Annotated in this window: 21 protein-coding genes; 12 read left to right on the top strand and 9 right to left on the bottom strand. The window is 47.5% G+C overall.

Annotated features, from left to right (window positions below):
* Positions 1 to 13: 13 nt before the first annotated feature.
* Complete coding sequence (locus tag FC07_RS06170) at positions 14 to 772, top strand: DeoR/GlpR family DNA-binding transcription regulator (protein WP_057904255.1); 759 nt, start codon at positions 14 to 16, stop codon at positions 770 to 772.
* Between the two features lie 290 nt (positions 773 to 1,062).
* Here FC07_RS06170 and FC07_RS06175 read toward each other — a convergent pair whose 3' ends face one another.
* Entirely contained in the window at positions 1,063 to 1,746 is a 684-nt protein-coding gene (locus tag FC07_RS06175) for a type 1 glutamine amidotransferase domain-containing protein (RefSeq protein WP_057904256.1), read from the bottom strand.
* A gap of 238 nt (positions 1,747 to 1,984) precedes the next feature.
* Positions 1,985 to 2,806 (bottom strand): MurR/RpiR family transcriptional regulator, encoded by an 822-nt coding sequence (locus FC07_RS06180; RefSeq protein WP_057904257.1) that lies wholly within the window; start codon positions 2,804 to 2,806, stop codon positions 1,985 to 1,987.
* A gap of 85 nt (positions 2,807 to 2,891) precedes the next feature.
* On the opposite strand from FC07_RS06180, the gene FC07_RS06185 reads away from it, so the two are divergent.
* Positions 2,892 to 3,554, top strand: coding sequence for a ribose-5-phosphate isomerase A (locus FC07_RS06185; protein WP_057904258.1), 663 nt, complete (start codon positions 2,892 to 2,894; stop codon positions 3,552 to 3,554).
* Position 3,555: 1 nt separating this feature from the next.
* Complete coding sequence (locus FC07_RS06190) at positions 3,556 to 4,533, top strand: Gfo/Idh/MocA family protein (RefSeq protein WP_057904259.1); 978 nt, start codon at positions 3,556 to 3,558, stop codon at positions 4,531 to 4,533.
* On the opposite strand, the gene FC07_RS06195 is transcribed toward FC07_RS06190, so the two are convergent.
* Positions 4,530 to 4,970: a MerR family transcriptional regulator gene (locus FC07_RS06195; protein ID WP_057904260.1), complete on the bottom strand. Its 441-nt coding sequence runs from the start codon at positions 4,968 to 4,970 to the stop codon at positions 4,530 to 4,532. The two genes, FC07_RS06190 and FC07_RS06195, sit on opposite strands and share 4 nt — an antisense overlap.
* 110 nt (positions 4,971 to 5,080) lie before the next feature.
* Between FC07_RS06195 and FC07_RS06200 the strand changes: the two genes are divergently transcribed.
* Positions 5,081 to 6,034, top strand: a complete 954-nt coding sequence (locus FC07_RS06200) for an aldo/keto reductase (protein WP_057904261.1) — start codon at positions 5,081 to 5,083, stop codon at positions 6,032 to 6,034.
* Between the two features lie 44 nt (positions 6,035 to 6,078).
* On the opposite strand, the gene FC07_RS06205 is transcribed toward FC07_RS06200, so the two are convergent.
* Positions 6,079 to 6,990, bottom strand: a complete 912-nt coding sequence (locus tag FC07_RS06205; RefSeq protein WP_057904262.1) for an NAD(P)H-binding protein — start codon at positions 6,988 to 6,990, stop codon at positions 6,079 to 6,081.
* 140 nt (positions 6,991 to 7,130) lie between these two features.
* On the opposite strand from FC07_RS06205, the gene FC07_RS06210 reads away from it, so the two are divergent.
* The 7 genes from FC07_RS06210 to FC07_RS15845 all read left to right on the top strand — a co-directional run bounded on the left by FC07_RS06210 (position 7,131) and on the right by FC07_RS15845 (position 12,166).
* A complete protein-coding gene (locus tag FC07_RS06210) occupies positions 7,131 to 7,700 on the top strand; it encodes a TetR/AcrR family transcriptional regulator (RefSeq protein ID WP_057904263.1) in 570 nt (189 codons plus the stop codon).
* Entirely contained in the window at positions 7,697 to 8,275 is a 579-nt protein-coding gene (locus FC07_RS06215) for a TetR/AcrR family transcriptional regulator (RefSeq protein ID WP_057904264.1), read from the top strand. The genes FC07_RS06210 and FC07_RS06215 overlap by 4 nt, the downstream gene beginning before the upstream one ends.
* A 176-nt stretch (positions 8,276 to 8,451) precedes the next feature.
* On the top strand, positions 8,452 to 9,462 hold the full coding sequence (locus FC07_RS06220; protein WP_057904265.1) for an NAD-dependent epimerase/dehydratase family protein: 1,011 nt from the start codon (positions 8,452 to 8,454) through the stop codon (positions 9,460 to 9,462).
* A 71-nt stretch (positions 9,463 to 9,533) separates the two neighbouring features.
* Positions 9,534 to 10,376, top strand: coding sequence for an aldo/keto reductase (locus tag FC07_RS06225; RefSeq protein ID WP_057904266.1), 843 nt, complete (start codon positions 9,534 to 9,536; stop codon positions 10,374 to 10,376).
* A 248-nt stretch (positions 10,377 to 10,624) separates the two neighbouring features.
* Entirely contained in the window at positions 10,625 to 11,518 is an 894-nt protein-coding gene (locus tag FC07_RS06230; protein WP_057904267.1) for a metal ABC transporter solute-binding protein, Zn/Mn family, read from the top strand.
* Positions 11,519 to 11,788 carry a 30S ribosomal protein S14 gene (gene rpsN, locus FC07_RS06235; RefSeq protein ID WP_057904268.1) on the top strand — a complete coding sequence of 90 codons (270 nt, stop codon included), beginning with the start codon at positions 11,519 to 11,521 and terminating at the stop codon, positions 11,786 to 11,788.
* A 228-nt stretch (positions 11,789 to 12,016) separates the two neighbouring features.
* Positions 12,017 to 12,166, top strand: coding sequence for a hypothetical protein (locus FC07_RS15845; RefSeq protein WP_155797828.1), 150 nt, complete (start codon positions 12,017 to 12,019; stop codon positions 12,164 to 12,166).
* 33 nt (positions 12,167 to 12,199) lie between these two features.
* Here FC07_RS15845 and FC07_RS06240 read toward each other — a convergent pair whose 3' ends face one another.
* Positions 12,200 to 12,769, bottom strand: coding sequence for an NAD(P)H-dependent oxidoreductase (locus tag FC07_RS06240; RefSeq protein ID WP_057904302.1), 570 nt, complete (start codon positions 12,767 to 12,769; stop codon positions 12,200 to 12,202).
* Positions 12,770 to 12,922: 153 nt separating this feature from the next.
* Here FC07_RS06240 and FC07_RS06245 point away from each other — a divergent pair, with 153 nt between their 5' ends.
* A complete protein-coding gene (locus tag FC07_RS06245; protein ID WP_057904269.1) occupies positions 12,923 to 13,273 on the top strand; it encodes a winged helix-turn-helix transcriptional regulator in 351 nt (116 codons plus the stop codon).
* Here the strand turns inward: FC07_RS06245 and FC07_RS06250 are convergent.
* From FC07_RS06250 to FC07_RS06265, 4 genes are all read right to left on the bottom strand, one after another.
* Positions 13,270 to 13,887 carry a response regulator gene (locus tag FC07_RS06250; protein WP_057904270.1) on the bottom strand — a complete coding sequence of 206 codons (618 nt, stop codon included), beginning with the start codon at positions 13,885 to 13,887 and terminating at the stop codon, positions 13,270 to 13,272. The two genes, FC07_RS06245 and FC07_RS06250, sit on opposite strands and share 4 nt — an antisense overlap.
* Position 13,888: 1 nt before the next feature.
* Positions 13,889 to 15,115, bottom strand: a complete 1,227-nt coding sequence (locus FC07_RS06255) for a sensor histidine kinase (RefSeq protein WP_057904271.1) — start codon at positions 15,113 to 15,115, stop codon at positions 13,889 to 13,891.
* A gap of 74 nt (positions 15,116 to 15,189) precedes the next feature.
* Positions 15,190 to 17,223: an ABC transporter ATP-binding protein/permease gene (locus FC07_RS06260; RefSeq protein WP_057904272.1), complete on the bottom strand. Its 2,034-nt coding sequence runs from the start codon at positions 17,221 to 17,223 to the stop codon at positions 15,190 to 15,192.
* 108 nt (positions 17,224 to 17,331) lie between these two features.
* Positions 17,332 to 18,009, bottom strand: coding sequence for a TetR/AcrR family transcriptional regulator (locus FC07_RS06265; RefSeq protein WP_057904273.1), 678 nt, complete (start codon positions 18,007 to 18,009; stop codon positions 17,332 to 17,334).
* Positions 18,010 to 18,059: the final 50 nt, after the last annotated feature.

Consider the following 18,059-nt stretch of genomic DNA (forward strand, 5'->3'; position numbering starts at 1 on the left):
GGAGGTGGTTGCTATGGTCGCAAAACGAGTTGATCGTATTTTACAGCGGGTGACAGAAGCCGGCGAAGTGGAAGTCAGTCAGCTGGCAAAAGAGTTGTCCGTGTCGCAAGTTACTATTCGCAAGGATTTGACGTTATTAGAAGAAAAAGGACTGTTGCAACGCCAACATGGGGTGGCTATTATCAATGACCCAACAGACTTACGCGCCCGCTTGGCACAAAATTATGAAACGAAACGCCAAATTGCGTTATTAGCTGCTGAAGCGGTGAAGAATCAAAGTACGATCATGATCGAATCTGGCTCGACTTGTGCATTGCTGGCCGAGGTTTTAGGGCAACAAGGTAAGCGTGTCACGATTATTACGATTTCAAGTTTCATTGCCGATTACGTCAGGGACTATCCGAATATTGATGTGATCTTGTTAGGCGGTAATTATCAAGCTGCTGCGCAGGTAGTCGTTGGGCCGCTGACCAAAGTGTTGTTAGCGCAGTTTCAAGTCACCCAGTGTTTTGTCGGAACCGATGGGTATGCTGCAGACTCAGGCTTTTTCGGCAACGACTTAATGCGCAGTGAAGTGGTGCAAAATATGGCACAACATGCGGATCGGGTCATTATTTTAACCGATTCGCAAAAATTTAATCGCACTAGTTTGGTCCATCAACTGGGGTTTGACGCCGTTGATGCAGTGGTCACCGACAGCGGTATTACACCTGAAGTGCAGCAACAATTGGCCCGCCATCAGGTTAAAGTGAGTATCGCAAAATCAAAATGAAAATCATTGTCAGTCGATCATGTTGATCGGCTTTTTTGTTTGGCTGCAGCTCGCTTGCAGAATGGTTATTAAACGCTGACTGTATTGCAATCCATTTAAGCAATTGAGGGGACGACGGACCTCATGTGGACTTTTAAGTGGTTTCCATTTGAAATATAAATGAATGCTGAATAGCTGGTCTTAAAGGGTAAATCAAGCTGGCTGCCATTCAAACGCAAAGTCCTGTTGTACGAAGGCTAATCGCAATATAAAAAGCGCAACGCCTTCAATTTTTGGCATTGCACTTTTCCTTAATGCTGTTCAAAATAATCAATGACGGCCAAGCCGATACCTTTAGCGGATTGGGGATTTTGGCCGGTGATCAAGCGGTCTGCCACCACTACATTTTCAGTGTAAGCGGCGGCTTTGGTGTACTGGGCCCCGGCTTTTTTCAAGGCGTCTTCAGCTAAAAATGGTACTTTATCCGTTAGTTGGTTAAGGGCTTCTTCTTCGTTGGTAAAGCCAGTTAACGGTTTGCCGTTGATCAAGGCGCTACCGTCTGGATTTTTCACAGCTAATAAGCCAACGACACCGTGGCAAACGGCCGTGATCAAGCCACCATTTTGATAAATGGTTTGGGCGATCTGGGCAATCGCCGTGCTGTTAGGAAAGTCCCACATCACCCCGTGACCGCCGGCGTAATAAATCACATCATAGGCAGCTGGGTCCACTTGGTCAGGACGTAAGGAATGCGCTAAATTTTGCTGGCGGTACGCGGAATCACCATAGTACCGCCAATTGAGATCATCCATTTCGGTTAAGCTACCAGGATCTAACGGCACATAGCCGCCAGTTGGGCTGACATAATCCACGGCCACATCATGTTCACGCATGACATCATGGAAGTGGGTGGCTTCGCTAAACCAAACCCCAGTGGCACGGTCGGTGCCGTCAAAACGCGCATGGTTAGTGACTACGATCAAAGCTTTTTTCATTATCAAGACTTCTTTCACTAAGTTTGTGGCCCTAGCTTACAAAAAGTCAGTACGAACTGTCAATTGGTGTAAATCGCTTGTGCCGCACTCAGTGGTGGTGTAACAGTGTTTTGGCGCGTGATTCAATTTTGCGCTGGTTAAGATGCCGGTTTGGAATAGTTTGGTAAAATGCCGGTTTAAAGGTAAACAACAATCAGAAAACCGAAAATCGGCACTGAGCAGGTACTGGCGAGCTTCGTTACAGTTTGGTAGCGGCCAGCCAGTTTTCGTGGGCCTTAATATGGGTTAAGGCCGTTTCAGCTTGCGTTAATAACAGTAAAAATAGCGCTTCAATTACAGCCGTGGCCGCCACTCGGGAAAAGTAATATTCCGATGCGAACACTTGTTGGCGCACAGCAGTTTGAATGTGCTGATCGGCGGCCAACGCAATGGGGGAGTCAGCGCGATTGGTAATCGCAATGACAGGTAAGTGGCGTTGGTGAGCAGCTTGGATTTGCGTGAGCAGATCGCGGGTTTCGCCAGAATTGGAGATCACCAGCAACACCGCATCAACCGGTAAGTTTAAGGTTTGGCCCATTGCCGTATCCCAGGTCGGGTCGGTGAGGGCTAATTTGCCCAGCTGATTAAATTTATAAACCGCATCAGCAGCCACTGGTTGGGTGCCGCCAGCCGCGGCAACTTGGATCACGCTGGCTTGGCGCAAGGTTTTTAAAATGATTTTTAACGTAGCGGGGGCCACGTTGGTCAGGGTTTGTTGCACCTCGGCCACTTTATTGGCGGTAATGCCAGCTAACGCTTGGGCCAAATCATCCGCTAGCACCGTTGGTGTAGTGGGGGCCGTCAGCTGGGCCAGTTGAATTTTGAGTTGGTGAAAGCCAGCTAAGCCGAGGGTTTTACAAAACCGGGAAATCGACGCCTGGCTGACTTGGGCTTGTTGGGCCAAGTTAGCAATGGTCAGGTCCACCACTTGTGTCGGCGCCTTTAAAATGGTTTGGGCAATTTTACGATCCGTTTGCGAAAAAGTGGGCAGTTGGCTATTCAGTTGATCAATGAGATTCATGGTAGGTCATCCTTGTTTGACAAAATTTAATTTCAATCATATTATAACAATGAAATTAAATTTTAACAACGAAGGAAGTTTGAAAATGACCGCTCAAATTCAGCAAGCCTTAGCCTTGATCCAACCAGGGATGACCGTTAGTTTAGGTGGTGGCCGTCATATGCAATGGTTAGCGGACGTCATCGCCCACAGTCCTTTAACCGACGTGCAATTGTGTAGCCCCTCGGCCTTAACCTTGGCCGCTTGTCGGCAATTGCAGTTACCAATTTGTGAGCAACCAGTCAAAATAGACTTGGCTTTTGACGGCTGTGACAGTGTGGACCAGCAATTTAACTTATTGAAAAGTAATGGCGGCATTCATACAGATGAACATTTATTTGCGCAACTGGCTGATCAGTATGTGATTCTCACCGAAGCGGCTAAAGTTACACCGCGGTTAAACGCTAAGGTACCACTGACGGTAGAAGTGTTGCCAGCTGCGGTAGCAACTTTGTTAACCCACGCAACGCATTTAGGCTTAACCGCCCAAGTGCGGGTTGCGACGAATTACCAAGGTTATGTTTACACTCGCGCTGGCAATCTGTTGGTGGATTGTCAAGCTACCAACTGGGATAATTTAGCCGGTTTAAACGCCATGTTGCTGCAATATACCGGGGTGATTGCCACGTCATATTTCCCGCAAGCGGCGACACTAGTATTGGCTGAAGCAGACAACGGTGCGGTGCAAGTTTTACGAAAGGAAGGGTAAAATGACTTACAATTGGGGTTTAATTGGAACTGGTGTCATTGCCCATGAAATGGCAGACGCCTTGCAACAGGTCAACGGCGAGATCTATGGCGTAACGGCGCGCAATCAAACACGGTTACAAGCGTTTGCCACAGCAAAAGGCGTCGCCCACACGTATCCAGATGCCACTGCGTTGATCAATGATCCCGCAATTGACGTGGTGTATGTGGCGACGCCGCATAATTTACATTATGACTTAATTAAGGAAGCCTTGCAGGCCGGCAAGCATGTGTTTGCGGAAAAGGCGATTACGGTAAATGCCGCCCAATTGGCTGAATTAAAGCAGTTGGCCCAGGCCCAAGGTTTGATTTTAACCGAAGGCTTTACCTTGTTTCACATGCCGATTTATCAAAAGGTGCAACAGCTGATTGCTAGTGGCAAGCTAGGCCAAATTAAATTGGTACAAGTGAATTTTGGCAGTTTAAAAGATTATGATCCGACCAATCGCTTCTTTAGCAAGGACTTGGCTGGTGGCGCCTTGTTGGATATTGGCGGCTACGCCACGGCGTTTGCCCGGCTGTTTTTAGGGAGTCAGCCGAATAATCTGCTTACCACAGTGAAGTTTTTTGAAACCGGCGTGGACGAGCAATCTGGCATTATTTTAAAAAATCAGCAAGAACAAATGGCCGTGATGGCGCTGTCGTTACGGGCTAAACAGCCTAAACGTGGGGTGATTTCTGGCACCAAAGGCTACATTGAGATCAACAATTATCCCCGGGCCACGGAAGCGCTGGTGACTTATACCCCAGATGCCCATGCCACCACTACGGAAACCTTACAAGCTGGGACTGCAGATCAAGCGCTGGCCTATGAAGTGGCAGACATGCAGCGCTACATTGCCCAAGGTCACGATGACGGGCAATTGGCGCTGTCGTATGATGTCAGCCAAACCATGACCGCGATCCGCAATGCTTGGGGGTTGCGTTTCCCGGAAGACTAAGCGCTATGGTCTGGGGTTTCCGCGGCAGCTGGCACTACAGGTAACACACACTGGCCGGTAACCGCGGCTTCACTACCAGCGTCACAAGCGGCTTGGAAAAAGCGCACTTTGTGGTCTAATTTGGCTAAACGAGTTTCAGCGTCCTGAATTTGTTGCCGGACAGCTTGTTGCTGGCGCTTAAATAACGCCAGTCGTTGGGGTAAAGTCACATCGCCAGCCAGGGACATATCCACAAAATTCTTAATTTCGGCTAGCGACATGCCGGTATCTTTTAAGCAGGAAATTAAATTAATAAAGTCCACATCGGCGCTGCTAAATTGCCGCCGACCTGCGGCATTGCGCTTCACAAAAGGTAACAGGCCTGCTTTATCATAAAAACGTAGGGTGTATTCGGTGATCCCAGTTTGGGTGGCCACTTGGCCGATTGAGTAAGGCATGAGACAACTTCCTTTCAAATAACATGACCTTAGTGTAGCACAGTTTGCCCTTGACTTAGAGGCTACTCTAAGTCTTATACTGAAGGGATTAAAACAAGGGAGCGTTTTAAATGAAAACAGTGCAACTTGGCAACACAGAGCTTACCGTTTCAAATGTAGCCTTAGGTATCATGCGCATGGACAGCTTAAGTACCGACGAAGCGGCCAAGGTGCTAACCACGGCTAAAGCTGCTGGCATTAACTACATTGATGCCGCTGATATTTATGGTGGTGGCGATTCTGAAAAAGTCTTTGCCGCCGGTTTAGCTGCCGCTGGCTTGTCGCGCAACGATTTTTACATTCAGTCCAAAGCGGGCATTATTGTGGACAACGCAGGGAGCCACGGCGATGTGTTCGTTGGCCATCGGTATGATTTTTCCAAGCAACATTTGTTAGCTGCTGTTGACGGAATTTTAAGTCGGTTACACACGGATTATTTGGATGCTTTCTTATTGCATCGCCCAGATCCATTAATGGAGATGGACGACGTTGCCGCTGCGTTTGACACCTTACAAACTAGCGGTAAAGTCCGGCATTTCGGGGTATCGAACTTTAATCCCCAACAGGTGGCCTTGGTGCAAAGTGCCGTTAGCCAACGCTTGTTAGTCAACCAGTTGCAATTTGGGTTAATGCACACCGGCATGGTGGACTATGGTATGCACACGAACATGACCGATCCGGATAGTGTGAGCCACGATAGCGGCCTGCTGGAATACTCCCGGCGCAAAGGGATGACCATTCAAGCTTGGTCACCTTACCAATATGGCATGTTTGACGGGCCATTTGTAGACAATCCCAAGTTTCCAGAATTAAACACGGAATTAGCCAAAGTAGCAGCCGCCAAAGGTGTGACGAAAAACGCCATTGCCACGGCTTGGATCTTGCGTCATCCCGCCAAAATGCAAGTGATTCTGGGCAGTATGAACCCGCAACACATCCAAGAAAGTGCCGCTGGTTCTGACGTTGAATTGACGAAACAAGAATGGTATGACTTGTACTTTAGCGCTGGCCATACTTTACCTTAAGACAAAAAAGTGTGTCAACTGAGCCATCAGTTGACACACTTTTTTTACTTGCTGATCACCGTATGGGCTTGGGGGCCATTGCCGCTGCGATAAGCTGCCGCAAATTGTTGGGCGAAGTCGGCCAGTTTCACTTGGCCGGTGTAAACATCGTGGTTAGCCAGGTCGGCGTACAGTTGGTCAGGGTGTTTTTGGTATTGGGTGCTTTGTAGGTAAGGACCCACAATGGTTTCAGGGACCCCAGCTTGACGCAAACCGGCAGCGAATTGGTCATCAGTGATCTCAACGTATTTTAAATCCGGCAAGTCTAAGGCTTGGGCTAGTGCGGCAATCAGTTGGTCGCCGGTGAAGGTATCGCTGATCACGTAATGAATAGTTTTACCAGTTGGCACTTGGGTTAATAAGGTGAAAACTTTCGTCGCAATATCGCTAGGCGCCACGTATTGATGCACGGCGTTGCTAGGAATGTTGTTGAAAATCGCGTGTTGGGCTTTAATGCTGGTCATGTTGGCATACAAGTTGTTATAAAAGCCAGTTGGGCGCACAAAGGCCACGTCTACATTGGGCAGGCTGGTTAAAGCGTCTTCAATAAAATGATAAGCGTATAAGGTGCCGGCGGGTTTGTCTTGCGCGGCGATACTGCTGAGATTGACCACCTTTTTTACCCCGGCGTTGGCCACGGCGGTTTTGAAAATCTCGGCTTGGCGTTTGGCGCTGCCAAATAAATCGGGATCTGAACCGGAGATCATTAAGTACACCACGTCGCGGCCGGTAAATTGTTGGGTGAGAAAGGCCACATCCGTCATAGTCCCCACGGCAGCCGTAGCGCCTAGCGCTTCAATTTGGGCCTGGCGTTGGGGGTTGGTGGTGATCACCGTCACGTCATGCCCTGCTTGGATCAATTGCGGCACGACAATGCGGTTAATGTTGCCTAGAGAACCGAGTAATGTATATTTCATGTGAAAGTCTCCTGACGAATTATTATTTAAAAGATAATGCTATCTTTTTAGAATGATGCTAGTATAAAAGATAGCTCTATCTTTGTCAAGCTTGTTTATTACGCTGATTTTCGGTAGACTCATGAAAAAGGGGTGTATAGATGCGTACGAAAGATACCACCAAAACCACGCGGATCTTAGATGCCGCGGCAGCGATTATTTTAAAAAAAGGGGCCGCCGCCGTTTCAACGGTGAAAGTGGCGAAAAAAGTTGGCATTGCCCAATCCAATGTTTATTTATACTTTAAAAATAAAGACGCACTGTTACAGGCCGTTTATCAACGGGAGCAGGCACGGATTCGGGAAAGTGGGGATTTAAGCCAACTAGCAGATCGACAAGTGCCGGTGCAACAGCGACTGCGATTGTATTTACAGTCGTTGTACGATTTTGCTTTGGCCCATCCCGACAGTTTGACCTTGATCCAGCAAGTGAAGTTTTTGCTGGGCCATGATATTGTGTTTGCTGAAGCACCTGGTAATTTGGTGGTGGCATTGTTGCAGGAGGCCATTGCCGCCAAAGTGATCAAGGTGGTGCCAGTGAATATTCACATGGCGCTGGTGTTTGGGGTGCTTTACGCCCACGCGTTAAATGTGCAGCAGGGCCATTATGCGGCAACAACTTATGATTTTGAAACTTTTTATCAGTTGATTTGGCAGGGGATGGCAGCATGAGACAAAAAGACCCACGTAAAATAGCAGCGTTACAGACAGCGGTGATCCAAGTGTTGATCACTGAAGGCTATCAAAATTTAAGTGTGGCGAAAATTGCCAAACTGGCGGGAATCTCGCCGGCTACGTTGTATATTTATTATCAGGATAAGCAGGACATGCTGAGTCAAGTTTACTTACAGATCAAGGATCACATCGATACCCAACTGTTTGCGGCACACGATGAACAGGCAACGGTGGCGGCGCAATTTCGGTTGCTGCTCACCAATTATGCCCACGCGTTGCGGCTGTATCCCAAAGAAGCAGCGGCTATGCGAATTTTTAACCAAACGCCCGAATTGGTAGCGCCAGCTGCGTATGCGCAAAGCATGGCCCGGGCTAAGCCAATTGCTCGGTTATATCAACAAGGCATTGCCACAAAGGCCCTACGCAATTTGGCCCCAGAACTGTTAATTGCTTTTACGTTTCAGCCGCTGGATCAGTTGGCTGAAAATCACTTTCGGGCGGCGACACCTTTTACAGATGCTGAGATCGCGATGGCAATCGACATGGCTTGGGCGGCGTGTGCGCAGCATTAATTTAAACGTGGTAACCCTTGGGGCCACTGGCTTTGCGACGTTGACGTGATTAACTTATGCCAGGCGCTTGTTTTTAAGTGAATGACCATTTATGATAGAGAAACTTTCAGACGTGCGCTGTGCGTCTTTTTTAAATCATTAAAATGAACATTCATTCACTTAAAGGAGCTTTAAACATGCAAAAAAATGATTTGGTTTTGGTCACTGGGATTACCGGCTACATGGCCACTTGGTTGGCTCAAGATTTGTTACAACGAGGCTACCGGGTACGCGGGACTTACCGTTCCACCAGCAAGTTACCGCGCATCAAACAATTATTGCCGGGCATTGAATTGGTACCAGCAGACTTAAACGGAGATGCCGGTTGGGCGGCCGCGCTAAAAAACGTGCAATGGTTGTTTCACGTGGCGTCACCACAAGCAGTGGCCACAGAAAGTCATCGTACGGATACGGCAATCAAAGGCATCGACAATATCTTTAAAGTGGCTTTAGCCAGCCCAACGTTGCAAAAAATCGTGCTCACCAGTTCAGAAGCCGCGATTGCCTATGGCAACCAAGGTAAAACCGTCTATACTGAAAATGATTGGACGAATGCGGCCGCGCCAGGCCTGGCAGATTACATGAAAAGCAAGACTTTGGAAGAACACCGAGCGTGGCAATTGATCAATGACCCGCAACGCAATCCCCGTCAAATTGCGATGACGGCTATTAACCCTAGCTTTGTGCTAGGCCCCTCATTAGTGCCTTGGGCCCGGTATTCGGCGCAACAGATCAAGCAGTTATTGCGGGTGCCGTTTAACATTCCCATGCAAGGCTATGCGGTAGACGTGCGGGATGTGGCACAAATGCAAATGGCGTTAATGCAGCAACCTGCCGCTAACGGCACCCGTAACTTGGCGATTGGGATGCCGATGAGTATGGCGGAATTGAAGCATTTCGTGTTAACGGATTTTCACGCGCAAGGGTTACGTGGTTGGCAATTACCGTTTCCCACAGGTTTATTGCGGCCTTTTCAGCGCAATACCACGGTTGGTGATTTTTACCCACGGTTAAAAGGACAGGTGACCTATCAGCCGTTACATCCAGCGTTTTACCAGCCTCAATTTACCGATCTACGCCAGTCCTTGCGGGCCATGGTGACCCAGTTGTTACGGGATGGGTTGATTGGTAGAAAACAAAATGCTTGACCTAGAGTAGACTCTAAGGTGTAAATTGAATTTTGTAAGCATCAGCTTTTCACATTGAAAGGAAGCGCAACATGCAAAAAACATTCACTTTTAAAAACGGCAAAACCATTCATCGTTTAGGCTACGGGACCATGCAATTACCTGGTAAAGGCATTTGGGGCCCAGCCGCTGACGCCAAACAAGCCGCCAGCGTGATCACCACGGCCATTGACAATGGGGTTAATTTCATTGATACCGCCGATAGTTATGGGCCATTTTATGCCAATCTTTATTTGCGGGATGCCTTGCAACAGCGGCCTGACGCTGATGTGATGGTGGCGACTAAAGTCGGTTTGACCCGTCAAGGCCCTGATATTTGGACGCCAGTTGGGGCGCCAGCTTATTTGCGCCAACAAGTCGAATTAAACCTGTTTAGTTTAGGTTTGGATCACCTTGATCTGTTGCAATTGCATCGTATCGACCCCAATTACACCTTGGAAGAACAAATCGGTGAATTGGCTGCCTTACAACAAGAAGGCAAAATCAAGCAAATTGGATTAAGCCAAGTTTCAGTGGCTGAATTAAAGGCAGCCCAAAAAATTGCCCCAATCGTTTCCGTCCAAAACCGTTACAATTTAATCGATCGGGCAGACGAAGACGTGTTAGATTACGCGGAAGCCAACGGCATTGCCTTTATCCCATGGTTCCCATTGGCCACTGGTAAATTAGCCCAAGGTGAGACCTTACAACAAATTGCGGCGAAGTATCACGCCCAACCAGCGCAGATTGCCTTGGCCTGGTTGCTGAAGCGCTCAGATGTGATCTTACCAATTCCTGGGACTTCTTCAGTGGACCATGAAAAGCAAAATATCACAGCCCAAGACATTGATCTCAGTCAAGCTGATTTTGATGCGTTGGCTCAATTAGGCAAATAAGGCAAATTTGGAATCGTAGCTAACAAACTGGCTGCGATTTTTTTGTGCGGCGCAGTCGAGGCACTACAACGGATCGCGGACCTTGATTACAAAAGACAACTTGACGTTTAACCAAAAACGTGTAAACTCTTAAAATGTAAATCGTAATAGTTACTATTTACAAAATGATCAGCGCTGATCAAATGAATTAACATAGCAGCTGCAATCTGGCCATTTCATCAGATTGCGATGATAAGGGGACGTGACTTTTGAAATTAAAGCGAATCATAGCAAGTTTAGGCTTCATCGCCTTGTTGGCGGGCTTAGCGGGATGTGGTCAAACCACGAAACTGGCCCAATCAGGTCATTTACAGGTCGTGGCCAGTGTGGATTTTTATGGGGAAGTGGCACAAAAAGTGTTGGGGAAACAAGGCACCGTCACATCGATTATCGATCGGCCGAACGTGGATCCGCATGATTATGAACCCACGACAAAAGTCGGCAAAACCGTGGCCAAAGCGGATGTGGCCGTGTTAAATGGTGCCGGTTATGACACCTGGTTAACCAAACTCACCAAAAGTAGCAGTCACCACATTGCCACCGTATCGGCGGCCAAAGTGGTCGGCGTGAAAAATGGCGAAAATGAGCATATTTGGTATAAGCCGCAAACCATGCCGGCCATGGCGCGTGCTTTGGCGAAAAAGTTTGGCCAGTTAGATCCGAAACACCGTCAAGTTTATCAAAAAAATGCGCAGGCCTATATTCGGTCATTAAAGCCGTTGCAACAACAAATCAAGCAGTTAAAGGCCCATGCGCACGGTGAAAAAGTGGCCGTATCGGAGCCAGTTTTCGTGAATGCGTTGCATGCGCTAGGGTATCAAGTCAGTGACGCCCATTTTGCGGCGGCCATTGAAAAAGGCAGTGATCCTAGTGCGAAAGATGTGCGGCAGTTAAGCGCCGCGCTAGCCCAGCATCAAGTGGCCTTTTTCGTGCAAAACACCCAAGTCCAAAGTGCGGCGGTGACCAACATGGTCAAAAAAGCCCAAGCGGCCGGGGTGCCGATTTTAAAAGTGACAGAAACCAAACCCGTGGGCAAAACATATCAACAATGGATGACCGCGCAATATCAAGCGTTGGCCAAAATACAACAAGCAGGTGATTAAATGGCTCGGAAAGCTAAAATTGAAAAGTTAAAACGACAAAACCAAACGGTGGCCCGTTATGCTGCCCAACGGCAGGCCTTAAAAGCAGCAGGGGACTATGCTGGCTTGGCCCAATTACCACGAGATGCCAGCCCAGTAAGGTTACGCCAGCGTGACCAAATCGACGGCCGACCACGCGGCTATATGCGCAAATTTGGCGTGTCGCGGATTCGCTTTCGGGAGCTGGCCCATGCTGGCCAACTGCCTGGGGTGCGTAAGGCGAGTTGGTAAAGCGTTACTTGACGTGGTCTCAGGGTCTGACTAAACGAAAAGCATCAAATCCGAAAGTAGGCGGGACAGGTTAACTTTAACGGATTGATGTGCAACGCCAGCTTCAGTGGTGACGGGTCAGGTAATGCTACCAGGCTTGATTGCGGCCACCCAGCAAAGTAATGTCAGGTTTTTCAAAATCAAAAAGACCCATTGCAGTTTACGCTCTTCGAAAAACGGTAAGCTCAAGTGGCCTACGCTGCCAGTGCCGAGATGCAGGCTTTTAACCAGCAAAAAGCCACGTTATTTCCGGCGGTATCGGCGGAGCTGGTCACCGAATTAACACCAACAAAAAAACTGATGCCGCAGCATCAGTTAGGAGGCAAGCAGCACTTGTAAGTGGTTGCTTGTTTTTTTTAGATTGTACAGATACTAGCGTGTTGTCAGTTGTTCTAAATAGGCTTGGCGTTGTGCAGGGGTACTTGAATTGATTTCACCAAAATGAGACCAAGTCACTTGTTGCGCAGGAATGCCTAAATCACGTAGTAATGTATTGATTAGCCAGTTTTGAATGGGATTACCGTAGTTATTTTCCAACTGAGATTGACTAACCTCAGAGGTCGTAAAAATAGCGACTTGTTGGATCCAAGTTAAATGACCATGCCAATTGGTATCTTCGTGGTAGGCAAACCCAGGTAACATGACTTTATCAATAAAGCCTTTGATGATTGCCGGTGCGTTGGACCACCAAATTGGGAAAATGAAGGTTAATTTAGAACTAGCACGTAATTGAGCTTGATACTGTTTGACCAGTGGATCTAGGGCAACCCCGTGACTGAAATTTTTTAATTCTTCAGCCGTGTAGGCCGGCCGAAAGCCATCATGATAAAGATCAATGATTTGATAGGCCGTTTTAGCCGCCGCTAATTTTGTAGTAATGGCTTTTAATTCAGCGTTGTTAAAACTACCAGACCAAGGATGTGCGTAAATGATTGTTTCCATAATCGACAAAACCTCGCTTTCTATGTTAAGTTCATCATACTGGCACAATAAATTGGCAACAAGTACGGTAATCATTGTGCCTTACGCACTTAAAGGTGCGTAATTGGTAAAAGATAGGCATTTTGTGATTAAAATTTAGGAAGAGGTTTTTTTATGTCAGATGTCGATTATGTGAATCAAGTGGATCTCGCTCAAACTGGTTTTGGCTATACGATGAAGCTGATTGGTGGTAAATACAAACTGTTGATTTTATATGCGCTTGCTTTAAACGAAAAGCCAGTTCGCTTTAATATGCTGGAACGCCAACTTGGCAATGTGACGCATAAAACGTTGACCAATAGTCTGCAGGAACTCGCGCATGCTGGGTTGGTTAAACGCACAGCCTATTCGGAGATCCCGCCGCATGTGGACTATCAGTTAACTGACCAAGGGCGTTCCTTGTTGCCAGTTATGGATACAATTTGTCGTTGGGGGGAACTTCAGCTTAATCAGCAAACTTGTTAAAGTTCAATCAGATTCAACTGCAACGCCTTCGCCACTGCTTCCGCCCGGGAAAACACGCCTAGTTTATTGTAAATGCTTGTCAGGTGGGCCTTGATCGTCCGTTCACTGACGTCTAAATTGGAGGCAATTTCTTTGCTATGCAAGCCTTGGGCCACTTGGGTGAGAATGGCGTGTTCCCGTGATGTCAGGTCAATGGCAGGGGGGTGTGGGGCAAAGGCCTTGCCGGTAAGGCGCGGCTCTAAATAGGTTTCACCTTTAACAGCGCCGCGAATCACCTTTAAAATGGTGGCTTGATCGGCGTCTTTTAGGAGAAAGCCCTTGGCCCCAAGTTGCATGGCTTGTTGAATCGGGGCTTGATCGTCAAAGGTGGTGAGCACTACCACAGGCAGGTCGGGCTGTTCTTGTCGCAGTTGTCGCAAAAGGGTAATACCATCCATTTGTGGCATGCGAATGTCAGTTAACACAAGGTCAGGGTGTTGTTGGCGGGCCAGTGCTAAGCCTACCACGCCATTTTCGGCTAGGCCGACCACCTCGATGTCCGGCACCGTTTCAAAAATCAATTCTAAACCGGTGCGTAAAATTTGATGGTCATCTACGATCAATAGTTTCATCATGTCATTCCTTTCGAGTTATGGGCAAGGTCAAGGTGACGGTGGTTCCTTCATCAATGGCACTGACCACGGTAATCACACCGTTTAAGCGTTGGGCCCGCTCTTGCAGGCCTTGTAAGCCAAAATGGCCAGATTTTTGTGCCTTATATAAGTCAAATCCGACGCCAAAATCAATGATCTTCAGCTTGAACACTTGGTCATGTTGTTGACTGGTGATCAAGGCTTGGTCGGTTTGCGCATGTTTGGCCACGTTGGTTAACGCTTCAGTGACGATCCGGGTGATCTCAGTAAGTTGACTGGGACTATAATCCGGTACGAGGCTTAAGCGCAAGGTTGTGGTTAAGTGATAGTTTTTGGCAATGGCGGTGGTGACTAAATTGAGCCGGGCAGGGAGGTCTTCTTCAGGGGTGCTGCGTAAATCCGTTAAGGTCAGCCGGGAATCTTTAAGTGCTTGCCGCGTGGTCGCGCGACTTTGCGCAATGATTTTGGCAGCACGTTGGGAATCGCCATTTTTAAGAAACGTTTGGGCGGCGTCTAATTGGAGCACCACGCCGGCCAGATCTTGGGTAAAGGTGTCATGTAATTCTCGTGCTACCCGTTGACGTTCGGTGCGAATTGCTGCGGCTTCCACTTGGTTGTAAGCCAATTTTAGTTCATCATAAAGGTTTTCTAATTCTTGGCGTGAGGCGAGTTGACGCTGATAAAAACGCCAGTAATAAAAAACAATGGCTATCACAAATACAAAGGATTCCAAAGTGATGGTGCCTAATAGTGGGCCAACCATCAGGAAATACAGCCCCCACATGCCAAGATATAAAAACGTGATGATATTCAATACCAGGTGTGATCGCTGGTAAGTCGTAATGGCCTCGATCATGAGCACTGGATAGGTACCAACTAAGATCACGGGTGACGCATGGCCTAACAACGTGGTGTAGATCAGAATTAACCCTAGGGGCAGCCCAATCAACAACCAACGCCGTTTAGTATATAACCAGGCGTTAAACCAAATCGTGGCAATAATGCTGAGTACCGCACCGATCACAAATAAAGAATCCAAAAAGTGTGCATTTTGAGGAACCTGTTCAAAATGGAAGGTCGCTTGACGTTCAATTGATAAACTGGAACTCAGAACATAAATCGCAATAAAGCCAATCATGATCATCCCAATAATCAGTGGCCCGCGAATCGTGCGTAATGTTTTTAATTTTTGCGCTTCTGTTTGGTCCATGGGGACACCTCACTTTCAAAGGCTATCATACCGCAAAAATCGCGTTACAGCTGGGCTGTAACGCGATTTTAAGCTTATTCTGCTGCTAAAGCGTCGATTGGGTTGAGTTTTGCAGCACTACGCGCGGGTAATAGTGCAGCTAACAATGCAATGATCAACGCTACAATGAACACAGTGATCACGTTGCCCAAGGAAATCTGCACAAAGGCGAAGTTAGCAATATTGCTGAGTAGGCTATTAGCAATGAACTCTCCAACAAAGGCCAAAACAGTGGCTAACACGGCACTTAACACGCCAATGATCAAGGATTCGCTAATGAATAACTGGCGCACATTGCGCTTACTTTCCCCTAAGGCCCGAAGAATTCCGATTTCCTTCGTGCGGGCGCTAACGGACATGTACATGGTCACAATGATCATTAATGCAGAAACCACTAATGAAATCGCTGCGATTGCTGCTAACACATTGGTGGCCAAAGAAACGTAGGTCTGAATGGTGCTGATCATGGAACTGATCGAGGTAGCACTAAATTGACGCTTGCTGCTGGTTTCTAACTTGTTGATTTTTTTAGTGACGCTTTTAACGTTGTCTAAGTGATCAATATTGACGGCAACGCTGGTGGCTGCGGTGCTAACGTTGGCCGCTTTCATGGCACTGGTCAACGTAGCGGTGTTGACATAATTATCGTTAGCCATGCCCATGCTGTTGGATGTGGCGGTAATGCCGGATACTTTGGCAGTCAATTTCACGGTCACTTTTTTGCCGGCCTTATTTTGGGTTTGGTAATTTAATGTAATGGTTTTGCCGATCAAGGACTGCCAGTTGTTGCCAGCTAACTTTTTAGCAACACTGTCACGATCGACCACAATTTCACCTTTGCCCGGTTTGTTCCCTTTTTTAATCGTATTGGTGGTGGCGCTGGCGTTCCAGTTGGCGAGGTTCGTCATGGTTACGGCTTTGCTGCCTTTTTTGGCTGTTACGGTACTTGCTGAATACACTTTGTCAACGGCCGTAATGTGCTTGACGTTTTTCAAACGGCTAATCTGAGCGCTGGTGACTTTTGGTTGGCTGGTGGTACCAGTAGTTGACGCTTGCGTGGTTGCGGCTTGTTGCGGCTGTTGCGCTTGCTGATCAGCACCACCTTGTTTGCCGCCGCCTGCGCTAGTTTGCGCCGGTTTTTGATACCGGCTGACGCTGACCACTTGCGGATTGACCATATCGGTGACCTGTTTGTTAATGTAGCCGCTGATTCCATTGCCTAATCCGGAAAACAGCATCACCGCAAATAGGCCAATGGCGGTCCCGATGACGATTAAAAAGTTACGCCAGAAATTATATTTAAAATGTTTGGCAGCCACTTTATAGGAAACACTGGCTGGCAACAATTTGGATTGGATCCGCGGTTTATCGCTTACCGGATAAGGGTCATGCAGACGCTGGTTGTGATCGATTTGCCCATCGGCTAAATGGACGATGCGGCTGCCAGCGTCGGCGACGGCTTGAGAGTGGGTCACCGTAATGACTAAGCGGCCATCTTTGGCAATCTCATCTAAAATCTGCAAGACTTCTTGGGTGTTTTGTGAGTCCAAGGCGCCAGTGGGTTCGTCGGCAATGATAATTTTGGGATCACTGGCTAAGGCGCGGGCAATGGCCACTCGCTGTTTTTGCCCACCGGATAACTGGTTGGGGTACTTTCTGGCCTGTTCAGTTAAGCCCACCCGCGCTAGTAATTCTTTGGCTCGCTGTATCCGCTTTGTTTTATTTAAGGTGGTCATGTCCAGTGGAATCAGGACATTGTCCAACACGGATAAATGGCTGATCAAGTTGTAAGACTGATAAATGTACCCAATGGTGTCCCGCCGGTAAGTGTCCATGGCCTTTTCATCATGGTGGTCCAACCGCTGTCCGTCCACGGTAACGCTCCCTTGGAACTGGCAGTCTAAGCCACCAATGATGTTCATTAAGGTGGATTTACCCCCACCAGATTCCCCTAAGATCGACACGAAATCTCCGAGATCGAAATCTAAATCGATTCCCTTTAATACGGGAAATTCTTCTTTGCCGAGATAGTAAGATTTATGAATGTCACGTAATTCTAAATAGCTCAATTGTTTAGCCTCCATCACTGATTGGTAGTTGATGGGACTAGTTTACTGAAAATAGGGCGACATGCCATCGTCCAAAGGGACCGAAAAAAGCTGCCCAAATGGGCAACTTTAAAAAAGAAAACTGCTCATCCCGGAAGTGTTTAGGCGCACAATGGTTTGGCGCAGTTTCGCTTTGGGCAAAACGTCAGGTTGCCGTAAGGATAATTGAAACAAGGACAACGTATTATTAATGGTGAAATGGGCCACAATAGCAGCATTTTCAGAAGAGATCGGATAATCTTGTTGCAGTCGTTGGGCAAAAGCGGCCGTGGTACGGCGTCTGATTTTTTGGGCAAACGGACTGTAGGCATCATCGAATAAAATCGTACGGGCAAAGGCATCATGTTCTTCAAATAAGGCATTTAATTGGTCAAAAATAAAGCCAGGTTGTAAATGCGTATTGGGAAAAGGTTGGGCCGTTAAAATCTGCTTTAAATGCTCTGAGATCTGGATCACATAGCTGGCTAGCAGATCGTCAATTGAATTGTAATGCAGATAAAATGTTTTACGGTTAATATCGGCGACCTCTGTCAACTTTTTAACGGTGAGCTCAGGTAGCGGGGTGGTTGGCGCCAACGTTTCAAAAGCTGTTTGAATAGCAAGCTGGGTGCGCTGGGCCCGTTTATCAAGCGTCATGGCAATCGCTTCCTTTAAGTTAATAATGACCAGTTTTCTAAAATTTGTGGCATAAACCCCAGATGTTGCAAACGTGATGTGGTCAAAGCCACCTGAGATGATTATGCTCATAGACACGTGGTCATTATCTACTAGATGATCGGTATTTTCAAGCTAAGGAA

Origin of the sequence: Loigolactobacillus bifermentans DSM 20003 (genome assembly GCF_001434575.1) — a bacterium.
Lineage (GTDB): Bacteria > Bacillota > Bacilli > Lactobacillales > Lactobacillaceae > Loigolactobacillus > Loigolactobacillus bifermentans.

What these genes read in the sequence shown, in the direction of transcription:
- FC07_RS06205 (WP_057904262.1), bottom strand. Translation starts at nt 6,990, where the DNA reads ATGAAATATACATTACTCGGTTCTCTAGGCAACATTAACCGCATTGTC.
- FC07_RS06220 (WP_057904265.1), top strand. Translation starts at nt 8,452, where the DNA reads ATGCAAAAAAATGATTTGGTTTTGGTCACTGGGATTACCGGCTACATG.
- FC07_RS06170 (WP_057904255.1), top strand. Translation starts at nt 14, where the DNA reads ATGGTCGCAAAACGAGTTGATCGTATTTTACAGCGGGTGACAGAAGCC.
- FC07_RS06225 (WP_057904266.1), top strand. Translation starts at nt 9,534, where the DNA reads ATGCAAAAAACATTCACTTTTAAAAACGGCAAAACCATTCATCGTTTA.
- FC07_RS06245 (WP_057904269.1), top strand. Translation starts at nt 12,923, where the DNA reads ATGTCAGATGTCGATTATGTGAATCAAGTGGATCTCGCTCAAACTGGT.
- FC07_RS06175 (WP_057904256.1), bottom strand. Translation starts at nt 1,746, where the DNA reads ATGAAAAAAGCTTTGATCGTAGTCACTAACCATGCGCGTTTTGACGGC.
- FC07_RS06265 (WP_057904273.1), bottom strand. Translation starts at nt 18,009, where the DNA reads ATGAGCATAATCATCTCAGGTGGCTTTGACCACATCACGTTTGCAACA.
- FC07_RS06200 (WP_057904261.1), top strand. Translation starts at nt 5,081, where the DNA reads ATGAAAACAGTGCAACTTGGCAACACAGAGCTTACCGTTTCAAATGTA.
- FC07_RS06180 (WP_057904257.1), bottom strand. Translation starts at nt 2,806, where the DNA reads ATGAATCTCATTGATCAACTGAATAGCCAACTGCCCACTTTTTCGCAA.
- FC07_RS06215 (WP_057904264.1), top strand. Translation starts at nt 7,697, where the DNA reads ATGAGACAAAAAGACCCACGTAAAATAGCAGCGTTACAGACAGCGGTG.
- rpsN (WP_057904268.1), top strand. Translation starts at nt 11,519, where the DNA reads ATGGCTCGGAAAGCTAAAATTGAAAAGTTAAAACGACAAAACCAAACG.
- FC07_RS06240 (WP_057904302.1), bottom strand. Translation starts at nt 12,769, where the DNA reads ATGGAAACAATCATTTACGCACATCCTTGGTCTGGTAGTTTTAACAAC.
- FC07_RS06255 (WP_057904271.1), bottom strand. Translation starts at nt 15,115, where the DNA reads ATGGACCAAACAGAAGCGCAAAAATTAAAAACATTACGCACGATTCGC.
- FC07_RS06190 (WP_057904259.1), top strand. Translation starts at nt 3,556, where the DNA reads ATGACTTACAATTGGGGTTTAATTGGAACTGGTGTCATTGCCCATGAA.
- FC07_RS06185 (WP_057904258.1), top strand. Translation starts at nt 2,892, where the DNA reads ATGACCGCTCAAATTCAGCAAGCCTTAGCCTTGATCCAACCAGGGATG.
- FC07_RS06250 (WP_057904270.1), bottom strand. Translation starts at nt 13,887, where the DNA reads ATGATGAAACTATTGATCGTAGATGACCATCAAATTTTACGCACCGGT.
- FC07_RS06195 (WP_057904260.1), bottom strand. Translation starts at nt 4,970, where the DNA reads ATGCCTTACTCAATCGGCCAAGTGGCCACCCAAACTGGGATCACCGAA.
- FC07_RS06210 (WP_057904263.1), top strand. Translation starts at nt 7,131, where the DNA reads ATGCGTACGAAAGATACCACCAAAACCACGCGGATCTTAGATGCCGCG.